At 45.4% G+C, this 12,311-nt stretch carries 14 protein-coding genes and 1 riboswitch; of the genes, 13 read left to right on the forward strand and 1 reads right to left on the reverse strand.

Annotation, left to right across the window (positions count from 1 at the left end; all coding sequences use genetic code 11):
• The first annotated feature begins 67 nt into the window (after positions 1-67).
• The 8 genes from tmk to rsmI all read left to right on the forward strand — a co-directional run bounded on the left by tmk (position 68) and on the right by rsmI (position 5,981).
• A complete protein-coding gene (gene tmk, locus NSQ68_RS00085) occupies positions 68-715 on the forward strand; it encodes a dTMP kinase (RefSeq protein WP_342427619.1) in 648 nt (215 codons plus the stop codon).
• Positions 716-789: 74 nt separating this feature from the next.
• Positions 790-1,119, forward strand: a complete 330-nt coding sequence (locus NSQ68_RS00090) for a cyclic-di-AMP receptor (protein ID WP_007427998.1) — start codon at positions 790-792, stop codon at positions 1,117-1,119.
• Positions 1,120-1,316: 197 nt separating this feature from the next.
• Positions 1,317-1,760, forward strand: coding sequence for a YaaR family protein (locus NSQ68_RS00095; protein ID WP_013308108.1), 444 nt, complete (start codon positions 1,317-1,319; stop codon positions 1,758-1,760).
• Between the two features lie 161 nt (positions 1,761-1,921).
• Positions 1,922-2,917, forward strand: coding sequence for a DNA polymerase III subunit delta' (holB, locus tag NSQ68_RS00100; RefSeq protein WP_023986424.1), 996 nt, complete (start codon positions 1,922-1,924; stop codon positions 2,915-2,917).
• A gap of 137 nt (positions 2,918-3,054) precedes the next feature.
• Positions 3,055-3,855, forward strand: coding sequence for a stage 0 sporulation family protein (locus NSQ68_RS00105; RefSeq protein ID WP_013308110.1), 801 nt, complete (start codon positions 3,055-3,057; stop codon positions 3,853-3,855).
• A 27-nt stretch (positions 3,856-3,882) separates the two neighbouring features.
• Positions 3,883-4,257, forward strand: coding sequence for a DNA replication initiation control protein YabA (gene yabA, locus NSQ68_RS00110; protein WP_025722558.1), 375 nt, complete (start codon positions 3,883-3,885; stop codon positions 4,255-4,257).
• A 90-nt stretch (positions 4,258-4,347) separates the two neighbouring features.
• Entirely contained in the window at positions 4,348-5,103 is a 756-nt protein-coding gene (locus NSQ68_RS00115; RefSeq protein WP_342427620.1) for a tRNA1(Val) (adenine(37)-N6)-methyltransferase, read from the forward strand.
• On the forward strand, positions 5,100-5,981 hold the full coding sequence (gene rsmI / locus NSQ68_RS00120; RefSeq protein ID WP_342427621.1) for a 16S rRNA (cytidine(1402)-2'-O)-methyltransferase: 882 nt from the start codon (positions 5,100-5,102) through the stop codon (positions 5,979-5,981). Before NSQ68_RS00115 ends, rsmI begins: the two co-directional genes overlap by 4 nt.
• A 124-nt stretch (positions 5,982-6,105) precedes the next feature.
• On the opposite strand, the gene NSQ68_RS00125 is transcribed toward rsmI, so the two are convergent.
• A complete protein-coding gene (locus NSQ68_RS00125) occupies positions 6,106-6,360 on the reverse strand; it encodes an AbrB/MazE/SpoVT family DNA-binding domain-containing protein (protein WP_007428005.1) in 255 nt (84 codons plus the stop codon).
• Positions 6,361-6,691: 331 nt separating this feature from the next.
• Between NSQ68_RS00125 and NSQ68_RS00130 the strand changes: the two genes are divergently transcribed.
• From NSQ68_RS00130 to rsmA, 5 genes are all read left to right on the forward strand, one after another.
• Entirely contained in the window at positions 6,692-7,975 is a 1,284-nt protein-coding gene (locus NSQ68_RS00130; protein ID WP_342427622.1) for an HD domain-containing protein, read from the forward strand.
• 42 nt (positions 7,976-8,017) lie between these two features.
• Complete coding sequence (locus tag NSQ68_RS00135) at positions 8,018-8,788, forward strand: TatD family hydrolase (protein ID WP_068938706.1); 771 nt, start codon at positions 8,018-8,020, stop codon at positions 8,786-8,788.
• Positions 8,789-8,989: 201 nt separating this feature from the next.
• Positions 8,990-9,272, forward strand: a riboswitch (cyclic di-AMP (ydaO/yuaA leader).
• A gap of 271 nt (positions 9,273-9,543) precedes the next feature.
• A complete protein-coding gene (locus NSQ68_RS00140) occupies positions 9,544-10,692 on the forward strand; it encodes a 3D domain-containing protein (protein WP_307354280.1) in 1,149 nt (382 codons plus the stop codon).
• 146 nt (positions 10,693-10,838) lie between these two features.
• Complete coding sequence (rnmV, locus tag NSQ68_RS00145; RefSeq protein WP_307354279.1) at positions 10,839-11,384, forward strand: ribonuclease M5; 546 nt, start codon at positions 10,839-10,841, stop codon at positions 11,382-11,384.
• 7 nt (positions 11,385-11,391) lie between these two features.
• Complete coding sequence (gene rsmA / locus NSQ68_RS00150) at positions 11,392-12,276, forward strand: 16S rRNA (adenine(1518)-N(6)/adenine(1519)-N(6))-dimethyltransferase RsmA (RefSeq protein ID WP_254351755.1); 885 nt, start codon at positions 11,392-11,394, stop codon at positions 12,274-12,276.
• Positions 12,277-12,311 lie beyond the last annotated feature (35 nt).

The raw sequence follows: 12,311 nt of genomic DNA on the forward strand, positions 1-12,311 counted from the left end.
CTGAATAAAAGAAGCATACGTACCTATGGGTGACTTTTATTTTTCAGGCAGGAAAGCAGGGAATAACATGAATCGCAAAGGCATTTTTATTACGCTGGAGGGGGGAGACGGCTCCGGTAAAACAACTATGATTCAACGGCTGGCGAAGTTTATGGAGGAAGAAGGCTATCCAGTCATCACGACGAGGGAGCCGGGTGGCATCGAAATTTCCGAAAAGATTCGCTCTATCATTTTGGACCCTGCTCATACCAGTATGGATGCTCGAACGGAGGCACTTTTATACGCGGCGGCGCGGCGTCAGCATTTGGTGGAGAAGGTAAAGCCGGCTATTGAACAGGGAGCTATCGTTTTATGTGATCGTTTTGTGGATAGTAGCTTAGTCTATCAAGGGTTTGCAAGAGGAATCGGAATTGAAGAGGTAGCTTCAATTAATCGCTTTGCGGTAGATGATTGGGAGCCGGATGCCACATTTTATCTGGATATTGAGCCCGAACTGGGATTGGCAAGAATTAATGCGTCACGAGGAGCAGAAATGGACCGCCTCGACATGGAGAGTATATCGTTTCACCATAAGGTACGAGAGGCATATTTGGACTTGGCTCGCAAATTTCCAGAGCGAATTACAATTGTTGATGCATCTCCGGCGCCAGAGCAGGTGGAGCAAGTATTGAAGGATTTGCTGAAAAAACGGTTTGCTCAGAATTTTAGCATATAATTGTCGAAGGATATACGGTAAAATTGAGCTAGGGACAAGGTTGTCTCTAATATGACTTGAAGGAGGAATACAGGATGAAGCTGATTATTGCGATTGTACAGGATAAGGACAGTAATAGATTATCCAGCGGACTGGTGAAAGCTAATTTCCGTGCTACCAAATTGGCGAGCACAGGAGGATTTCTGCGTGCAGGTAATACGACATTTATGATCGGTGTTGATGACAATCAGGTGGACTCATTAATGAACGTCATTCGCAGCAGTTGCAAGGTTCGTGAACAGCTGGTCACACCCGTTACCCCTATGAGCGGGACGACGGACTCCTATTTGCCGTTGCCTGTTGAAGTGCAGGTGGGTGGAGCGACGGTATTCGTGATGCCTGTAGACCGTTTCGAGCATTTCTGAATCTACACAATAGGGCCTATTCTGCCGATATGATAGGGGAATCGCCTGTATCTTCCTACATGATAGGAATGAGGGCAGATCCACTAAAACGGCAGCGCTACAGCGCAGTCCCCGGAAAGCCGAAAAAACCCTGAGTTCTAGGTTGAACTGTTCATGAAGGGGGAAAGTGGAAGCATCCGGGGAGAAAGCAGGTTTATATGAAAATAAATCCGGGCTATCGCCCTTTACAAAGTACATTGTCTACAAATGAAATGAGTGCAAAGCCAATTCAGCCCAAGAGCTTCTCCGACGTTATGCAGCAAAATGGGGAGCAAGCTTCGCAGGAGGAATTGAATCGGCGCTTTAAGGAAATACAAATGCAGGGAGATCGTCTTGCACGTTCAATGACGATTCGTGAGCTGAAGGCCTATAAGATGCTGGTTAAACGGTTTTTGGAAGATACAGTTCGGCGAGGCGTGTCCATGAAGGACACGAAGGGCTGGGATCGCCGGGGACGCAGCAAACGTTATAAGCTGATTGATGAAGTGGATGAGCTGTTGCTCAAAATGGCAGATGAACTGCTCGAAACCGAGCAAGGCAAGATTGAGCTTTTGCAAGGGGTCGGTGAGATCAGAGGATTGCTGATTAATCTCTCATTTTAATGCAGACTTATGTTATAGATGAATACAGACGGGCTGTTGCCATGAAGAAATAATCTGCTTGCTGATCATGCTGGCAGATTATTTTTGACTATGTACATGCCCGGAAAAACAACGATTAACCGAGGGATCACAGTTGTTTTCAGTGGAGAAAGTGAGGAAATATGTCTTTTCAACATATAATGGGCCAGGATGTAGCCAAAAAAATGCTGCAAAGTGCACTGCGGAATCATACGGTCAACCATGCCTATGTTTTTAGCGGGCCGCCGGGAAGCGGGCAGATGAACATGGCGCAGATCTTTGCTAAGGCTTTATTTTGTGAGCGACAGACAGATGATGCATGTGGGGAGTGTTTGTCATGCCGCAAGGTAGAGCACGGGAATCATCCAGATTTGCATATTGTAGAGCCGGATGGAGCTACGATTAAAATTGATCAGATTCGCGGGCTTCAACGTATATTTTCTTACAAATCTGAAAGCTCCAATCCGAAGGTATATATCATTCGACAGGCGGATACCATGACAGTGCAAGCTGCTAATAGCTTACTTAAATTTCTGGAGGAGCCCCAGATTCCAGTGGTCGGTATACTCATTTCTGAAAATGGACAGGCGTTGCTGCCTACAATTCAATCACGGACGCAACAGGTTCCTTTCCACGCTTTACAGCCAGAAGTGATGATGCAAGCATTAATTGGGGAAGGCTATACGGCAGGGCTTGTCCGATCGGTCGTTCATATTGCTTCAGGACTGGAATCATGTAGAGAAATTCTCCAGCAGAATTGGTTTGCAGAAATTAGAAACGTAGTGTTACAATTAGTGAAGGAGTCCATGAGTCGGGGGAGCTCGTCTATTATTCTGGCTCAACAGAAGATTTTTAAGACTGGACTTTCTGAACACCTGGATATTCTGTTTCATCTGTTTCATTTGTGGTTTAAGGATATGCTTCATTTCCGTTACGGAAGGCACGAAAGCATTGTTTTCATAGATCATTTGGAGTCCGTCTCCAAATTGGCAATCACCCGCAGCACGGAACAATGGGTCTCTTATATGGATTTGGCCGCGAATTGCAGGAAGAAGCTCCGTTTTCACGTCAACGGGCAATTATGCGTGGAGCAGCTTCTGATTGGGTTGTCCGATACAAGCGGTTCTATCACCGGCTAACAGGAAGGCGCGCTTGTTCCACTCTGCACAATCCGCGACGCCAGGTTCCCGGTTTGTGCGACAGTGAGACTTCAATTGCGGCCATTCGTACAATGTCGGCTTCAAATGAGGTTTGTGGCATACAAGGGGGTTAATTTTTGTATAGTGTAGTGGGTGTCCGTTTCAAGAAGGCGGGCAAGACTTATTATTTTGATCCGCTGGACCTTCCAGTGGAGAAAGAAAACTGTGTCATTGTAGAGACCGCACGCGGTATTGAATATGGCAAGGTTGTAGTGGGCAAAAAAGAGGTAAATGATTCGGATGTTGTCCTGCCCTTAAAAAAAGTCATTCGTATCGCTGGGGATGATGACGCTCTTGTTGTAGAAGAGAATAAATTAGCGGCCAAGGATGCATTCGGCACGTGTTTAAATAAAATTAAAGACCATGGCCTTAAAATGAAGTTGGTAGATGTAGAATTTACATTTGACCGCAATAAGATCATTTTTTATTTTACGGCAGAGGGTCGAGTAGATTTTCGAGAGCTTGTAAAGGACTTGGCCAGTATTTTTCGTACACGGATCGAGCTGCGGCAGATCGGCGTACGGGATGAGGCTAAAATGCTTGGCGGAATTGGACCTTGTGGACGTATTCTGTGTTGCTCCTCATGGCTAGGGGATTTTGAGCCGGTATCTATTAAGATGGCGAAGGATCAGAGTTTGTCGCTGAATCCGACGAAGATTTCCGGGTTGTGCGGGAGATTGATGTGCTGTCTCAAGTTTGAACATGATAACTACGAAAGCATGCGAGAAGAGCTACCTCAGGTGGGTAAGATGGTTATCACCTCTTTGGGGGAAGGTAAAGTCGTAGGTGTGAATGCAGGTCATCGCACCGTGCATGTTCAACTGTTTGAGATCAGTAAGGTCAAGGAACTTCCAATGGACGATGTAGTCGTCAAGTAAACCATTAGGTTGCTTCGGGGTGGAAACTTGGATAAATTAAATGTTTTTGCGCGTATTCACGAAATGGAAACCCAAATGGGACAGTTGCATAGCGATCTGGGTGAATTGAAACTGGCAGTAAAAGAGCTGCTGGAGGAAAATCAACGACTAACGATTGAAAACGAACAGGTGCGCAAGATGCTCAAACGTGAAACCTCTGGAGAAGAAAAGACGGCAAACAAGCCGAAGCTTCCTCCTCCAATCGTCATTAAGGATGAGGGGCAAACGGGTGAGGTCGTGGGCGAAGGCTACGACAATCTAGCAAGGCTGTATCATGAAGGATTTCATATATGCAACGTGTATTACGGACATTTGCGAACGGAAGGCGATTGCCTCTTCTGTCTGTCATTTTTGAATAAATAAAAACAAGCCGTAGGAGCAAGATGCCTACGGCTTTTTTGTAGGGAAGTATGAGTGAAAAGCGATTTTGGTTATAAAAGATGGGAGAGCACTATGGACGAAAAAGAAAAGAAGTCTGAACGAATTGATGATCTGCTTTCACATAATTTGCGCATTATCCAGAGTGATGAAGTATTCAGCTTCTCGATGGATGCGGTCTTGCTGGCACGTTTTGCTGGTATTCCGCAGCGTGGAAAGATTCTGGATCTGTGTACAGGCAATGGGGTTGTCCCCCTGCTGCTAACGACACGAACAAAAGCGTCTATTGAAGGAATTGAGATTCAACCACGCTTGGCAGATATGGCTAGACGCAGTGTCAGCTTAAATGGATTAGAAGCAGCAATTCAGATTCGGGAAGGGGACCTGCGTGAGCTGGTTCACATCACGGGACATGGTGTTTATGATGCGATTACCGTGAATCCTCCCTATATGCCGCTAAATGGTAGCGATATCAAGCTGAATCCTCACCAGGCAATTGCCCGTCATGAAGTGAACTGCACCCTGGAAGAAGTCATTCAGGCATCCACCCGGCTTGTCCGTAATGGGGGAAAAGTATCCATGGTTCATCGCCCGCAGCGGCTGGGCGAGATTATAACCTTGATGCGTAAACATAGTTTGGAACCCAAAAGAATACGTTTTGTTCACCCACGAGTTCATATGGAAGCCAATATGGTACTGGTTGAAGCATTACGTGACGGTAAACCGGAGGTTCGTTTGTTGCCTCCGCTCATTGTATATCAGGAAAATGGGGATTATACTCAGGAAATAAGAGATATCTATGGAGAAGTAAGCAAGGGGGATTCTGTGTGAAAGCAGCTGTACAAAAAAGCTTTAGTAACAGCGAAGAAGAGCGGGGAAAGTTGTATCTTGTTGCAACACCCATTGGGAATCTAGACGATATGACCTTTAGGGCAATTAACACCTTAAAATCATGTAGTATTATCGCTGCCGAAGATACGCGGCAGACACGTAAACTGCTCACTCATTTCGAAATCACACCGGATATGCTCTTTAGTTATCATGAACATAATAAGGCTGCCAGTGGGCCTGAACTGATACGTTATATAATAGAAGGAAAAAATTTGGCACTGGTTAGCGATGCAGGTCTACCGGCCATTTCTGACCCTGGTTCGGATCTGGTCAAACTGGCACTGGAGGCGGGAATTAGCGTCATCCCTATCCCAGGAGCAAATGCGGCACTATCGGCTTTAATTGCCTCAGGACTGGATACAGAAAGGTTCACCTTCGCTGGCTTTCCACCACGGGAGAAAAAAGACCTGGAAAAGCTGTTACTATCGTTTCAGGTATCTCACGGCACAATTATTTTTTATGAATCGCCTCATCGTATTGTGAAGACATTGATGGTTTTAAAGGAAACATTAGGTTCACGCAAAGTGGTGCTTGCGCGTGAGCTGACCAAGCTGCATGAGGAATGGGTACGAGGAACCGTGGAGCAATGCCTTGCTAAACTAGAGGAAAATCCACCAATTGGTGAATATTGTCTAGTGGTTGAAGGAAAAGACGAAGAGGAAGAAGAACAGGAACGTCAGGCATGGTGGCAGTCCTTATCTTTGGAGTCCCACGTCGCACATTACGAGGCAGAGGGACTTACACGCAAGGATGCAATGAAGCGTACAGCCACAGATCGTGCAATCTCCAAGAGAGATGTTTACAACGCACTCTTATGAATATCTGCCTAAACAAAAAAGGGCCTTCCAACGGTTGGGTTCAAACCGTGGAAGGCAACAAGGAGTGTATATGAAAAAGGTTAGAATTAACAATATCTGATAAGTCTATTATATACTAAAATTCTCAGTTTGTCACAGGTGTTGGGATTTCAGATATGCAATCTTGGCAAACAATTTTCCCTTTGAAGTAAATTACGTTCTCAGCATTACCGCAGAAGATACAAGCAGGCTCGTATTTTTTAAGCATGATGCGTTCGCCATCAACATAAATTTCCAACGCGTCTTTTTCCCCGATTCCCAGGGTACGGCGCAATTCGATTGGAATAACAACACGTCCGAGCTCGTCGACTTTTCTTACAATACCAGTGGATTTCATCATAATAAATCAGGCTCCTCTCGCCGTTTAAAATAATATAAGTGTCATGATTCGACAAAATTTTCTCTTTTCTGATATTTACTATACCAACGATTCCCAAAACAGTCAACCTAAAAAATGTAGTAACAGTCTGATTATGCAAAAGTATTTAGATTAAAGAGCTTTACTCATGTGCATTGCCTTATTTTATTGATGATTTATTCAGTTTGTCGATTTGGAAATGTCGAAAAACTATAATTCGACATATTACGACAAAGAATGTCGAATGAGGGAAATGCTTTAGGATTTTATTGTATTTTAATCCATTATTCCGAATATTAAAGGAGCTGATATCTTGCACCAGCCACTCAGTGAAGAAAAAGTTTTTAAAGACCCGGTACATAATTACATCCATGTTCAGGATACTGTGATATGGCGGTTGATCAACACGCCGGAGTTCCAACGTTTACGCCGCATACGCCAGTTAGGCACATCGTATCTTACGTTTCATGGAGCGGAGCATAGCCGTTTTTCACATTCTTTGGGCGTATATGAGATTACGAGAAGTATTATTTCTCAATTTGAACGTGGAGATTTCCCAGATTGGCCGAAAGAGGAAAGGCTGGTTACTCTGTGTGCAGCTCTATTGCATGATGTGGGGCATGGCCCATTTTCACATTCAATTGAGGAAGCCTTTCATATGAACCATGAGGATTGGACATGCCGCATTGTACTGGGAGACACCAAGATCAACGCCGTTCTACGACAAGTCGACGAGAAGCTTCCACAAAAGGTGGCTGCGGTTATAGCCAAAACGTATGATAAGCCAATCGTTGTCAACTTGGTGACCAGTCCGCTAGATGCCGATCGTATGGATTATTTGTTACGGGATGCTCATTCGACAGGTGTCAACTACGGCACGATTGATTTGGATCGTATTTTACGACTGCTGCGTCCTCATAATGGGAGAATTGTTGTGAAGGAATCAGGTATGCATGCAGTAGAAGATTATTTAATGTCACGCTATCAGATGTATTGGCAAATTTATTTTCATCCTGTAACACGCAGCTCGGAAATCCTTTTACGTAAAATTTTCAAGCGAGCAAAGGAATTGTTTAAAAACGGATATGAGTTTGGTTTTCTGCTGGACCCGCTGCCGGATCTGTTGAAAGGAGAGCTTACAGTAGAGCAATATCTGATGCTCGATGAGTCATTAATCCAGACCGTATTTAGCCAGTGGAAACGAGAAAAGGACGAAATTTTAAGTGATTTGAGCAGCCGCTTTATGGACCGTAGACTGTATAAATATGTAGAGATTGATAATATGGATACAGATACCATTGACAGCATTCGAAAGGCTTTGGAAGAGGCTGGTTTGCACCCTGAATACGATTTTGAAATTGATTTTCCGACAGATCTTCCTTATGATGTGTTTCGGCAGGGTGGCTCGACGGACAACCAGATTTTACTGCTTGGACGTCAGGGCGAGGTGAGTGAAATATCCGAAGTTTCGGAAATTGTGCGCTCAATAAGCGGTATTCACCGAGGAAAATATCATATGTATTTTCCCCAGAATAAATTGAACGCGGTAAAAGACAGGCTTCCTGCCGAAATAAGGAATTATTTTGTCAAAGAATAGACAACTATATAGAAATGTAAGTAAAAAAAGGAGATGTAAACCTTGGATTTATTCGACACTCATACTCACTTGGATGCGCCACAATTTGACGAAGATCGTGAAGAAGTTATAGCACGTGCTGTCGAATCAGGAGTAACGCGGATGATCAATATCGGATTTAATCGTGAGACCATTCCATCCACCATGAAATTAGCCGAGACGTATGATTTTATTTATGCGGCAGTTGGATGGCATCCGCAGGATGCGATTACAATGCAGGAGGGCGATTTGGAATGGATTGCATCGTTATGCAGTCATAAGAAGGTCGTAGCCATCGGAGAGATCGGTCTGGATTATTATTGGGATACATCACCGAAGGATGTTCAGCATCGGGTGTTTCGAAATCAAATTGGTCTGGCTCGTGAGCTCAAAATGCCCATTGTTATTCATAACCGGGATGCCCATGAAGATATTGTTAGGATTTTGCGTGAGGAAAAAGCGAGTGAGATTGGCGGAGTCATGCACTCCTTTTCTGGGAGCTGGGAGACAGCCAAAATGGTGCTGGATATGGGATTTCACCTTTCCTTCGGTGGTCCAATAACGTTCAAAAATGCCAAGCAGCCCAAAGAGGTGCTCGCACAGGTGCCGCTGGACCGTCTGCTTATTGAAACGGACGCGCCTTACCTGACGCCGCATCCGTTCCGCGGGAAGCGAAATGAGTCTGCACATGTGAGACTGGTAGCAGAGGCTGCAGCCCAAATCAAGGGGATTACAGTGGAGGAATTAGTGTCAATAACGACCCAAAATGCCTTGGAACGATTTGACATTCAATGAAAAAGTGAAGAAATCGATCAAAATAAAGAGATAGACGAAGCTAATCATGAATTTGTTGCGGGAAACTCGAGAATATTACAATATTTTAACCGAATATTTTGAAAAATGTACTTGAAACCTGCTTTACAACATGCATAGAAACAGGATATCATCTTTTCAGTGAATTGTTGTTTGAATGTAAACATCAACAGTTCATTTCATGAACCAGTCTCGCTGAGTCCCTTATACAGGGAACGGGGGAACCGATATGGCTTACAGTACGTCCGGCGTATGTGCAAGAAGGGAACGTCTCTTCCGCCAGCCGGCTCGACCTAAATTCTTTTCCCGGATGGGATTGAACAGGTGGAGGAGCCGTATTTCGATTTCTTTCTGGGTCTTCGGGGTGAATGTGAAGGCGACCGCCATGAGCGGTTGACCCAAGCTAGGGCGACTCTCTACGTCCGAACCCGACAGCTAACCCCGTAAGCGTAACAAGAGAGAAGCCATCTCGTGCATGAGTTTTCCCGCATATTCACACATGCCGGAAGCCACGAAAGAGCTCTCTAGTCTCTTTCTTTGGCTTTTTTTGTTGTGAATAAAAGAAAATCTGTCATCATACTGTGGTTAAACAGGGGAGGACAGCATGCCGCGAAGACGGGTACATGGTGCAGGACAGTCGCAGTTTGGGCTTGTCTTGTAGAAAATCTGTTATAGTCACGTCAAATCTCAACTATGTCTTACTCCAGACGGCGGGCTATGTAAGGAGGACGGAGGAAATGGGCATTTTCCAAAAAGAGGAGACCCATGAGTCACGCTCATCCAGCATGTCTTACGTATTGCGTTGGAAGCAAGAGAATGTGCGCCAGGCTGCTTTGGTTGCTATTTTTCTAATCGCGCTAACGATTATGATTTCAATTCTGATGTACACGCAATCTAAAAAACAAGTCTTTTTTGTCATTGATGGCAAGGCATCTGCGGTAGAAACCCGAGAATCCAAGCTTCAAGATTTGCTGAGCGAGCATTCCATTTCACTTCAGCCGCATGATACAGTTTCCATGCCGCTAAATGGAGCAGTACAGGATGGGGATCGCGTAGTCATTAAACGTGCCAATCAAGTTAAAGTATCTTCAGGCAATGAGACGAAAAAGCTGTACACAACAGAAAATACAGTAGAAGGTGCCATTCGTACCTCGGGCTATAAATTATCGTCAACGGATAAAGTTTATCCTGCGCTAGATGCTTCTGTTTCGTCTAACATGGACATAAAAATCGTCCGTGTGAAGAAACAGCAGGTCGAACAGAAAAAACAGGTGCCTTATCAGGTCATCAAAACGGCCGATCCGAGTCTTTATAAAGGCGATAATCGGGTCATTCAAAGCGGCAAATCGGGTGTGGTAGTCCAGCACGTTCAAAAGGTATATCATGATGGAAAGTTGGTATCCAAACAGCTGGTTAACAAGGAAGTTGCACAGAACCGTGTGGATAAGGTCATTGCGGTAGGAACGAAGAAAAAGCCGGTCGTTTTGGCTGCTTCCGTCGGTCCCAATGATGCGGTTAAGGCAACAACGGTTAGTTCGAGCAGTGCTGTCCGTAAAGCAGGCGTAAATTTTAAATATAGCAAAGTTTTACAAAATGTCTCCATGACGGCGTATTCCTCACAGGAGCCAGGTATCGGTACACGTACTGCATCCGGCACGCGCGTCACGGAAGGACGCACCATCGCTGTCGATCCGAGTATAATTCCAATCGGCTGGTGGGTGTATATCGAAGGGGTGGGCTTCCGCCGTGCGGAGGATACCGGTGGCGCGATTAAAGGCCACAAAATCGATGTGTATTATGAGAGTTTGAGTCGAGCCAACCAATTTGGTCGTAAGCACGGTAAAACCGTATATGTTATCGGACCGGTAAAGCCTGAAATCAACTAAAACAGGTTGTGTATGTTGAGGGCAATGCGATAGTATTAACAACATAGTTATGCCATGCTAAGAAGAGGATATCCTCTTCTTATTTTGTTTTCAAAAGCAGGGAAAGATAAATATAGCTTGCTGTGTAGCAGTGGAGGGAAATGCAAATGATCAAGGAAGTGATCGTGGTAGAGGGCCGGGATGATACGGTGGCCATTCGCCGCGCTGTTGAAGCGGATACGATAGAAACTGGCGGCTCAGCCATTAATAAAATGACGCTGCGTAAAATTGCATTGGCGCAGGAGCGGCGGGGGGTCATCATTTTAACCGATCCCGATCATGCAGGGGAGCGCATCCGTAAGATTATCGCTTCCAAGGTACCCGGCTGCAAGCAGGCCTTTATACCCGAGGCAGAAGCGACGCGCAAAGGAGATATTGGTGTGGAGAATGCCTCACCGGAAGCGATCAGACACGCTCTCGCACGGGTTCATACGACAGTAGAAGGCGCCGACCCGCTGATTGAGTGGGCGGACCTGATTGATGCTGGACTTATCACCCACCCCAATGCTGCTGCACGCCGTATGGCCTTAGGGAATGTGCTGGGTATTGGTTATTGTAACGGAAAGCAGCTACATAAACGGCTCTCTGTATTTCAGATCAGCCGCGAGGAATTTGCCAGAGCGCTGGCACAAATTGAAAGTGAAGGATTGTGATATCCGTATGACAGGAATTCAAGATATAGCAACACCGCGGCGTACGAAGGAAATTATTCAACGGCACGGTTTTTCGTTCAAAAAGAGTTTGGGACAAAATTTCCTGATTGATCAAAATATTCTCAATAAGATTGTGAATGCTGCCGGATTGGATGAGACGAAGGGCGCACTTGAGATTGGTCCTGGGATTGGCGCTTTGACCGAGAAGCTGGCGCAATCGGCCAAGGTAGTTACCGCTGTCGAGATTGACCAGCGGCTACTGCCAATTCTCGAAGAAGTGTTGGCCCCTTATGAGCATGTGAAGGTACGTCATGGAGACGTGCTGAAGCTGGATTTACGCGAGGTGTTTGCAGCTGATTTTGCAGACGTGAGTAAAGTAAGTGTCGTGGCTAATCTGCCGTATTACGTTACTACACCGATTCTGATGAGGCTACTGGAGGACAAGCTCCCTTTGGAGAATATCGTCGTTATGATCCAAAAAGAAGTGGCTGAGCGTATGGCTGCGTCTCCTGGAACGAAGGATTACGGCAGTCTGAGCATTGCAGTACAATATTACAGCGAACCTGAATTAGTCTGTATTGTACCAAATACAGTATTTATTCCCCAGCCAAATGTGGAGTCTGCAGTCATTCGGTTGCGTGTACGGGAAGCCCCTCCGGTGGAAGTGGTGGATGAGAAGCACTTTTTTGAAGTGGTTCATGCTGCCTTTGCCCAGCGACGTAAAACGATTTCCAATAACTTAAAAAGCCGATTCTTCACCAAAGAGAACAGGGACACGTTGGAGCCGCTGTTGCAACAAGCTGGTATTGAACCCTCCCGTCGAGGAGAAACGCTAAGTATTGAGGAATTTGCGCGTCTCAGTGCTGTGCTGTTGGAGGCAGGTATATCCTAAGCTGGAACCAAACTGTGCATTCACCCATACGATAT

Origin of the sequence: Paenibacillus sp. FSL L8-0158 (assembly GCF_038592965.1) — a bacterium.
In the GTDB taxonomy this organism is placed as follows: Bacteria; Bacillota; Bacilli; order Paenibacillales; family Paenibacillaceae; genus Paenibacillus; species Paenibacillus polymyxa_D.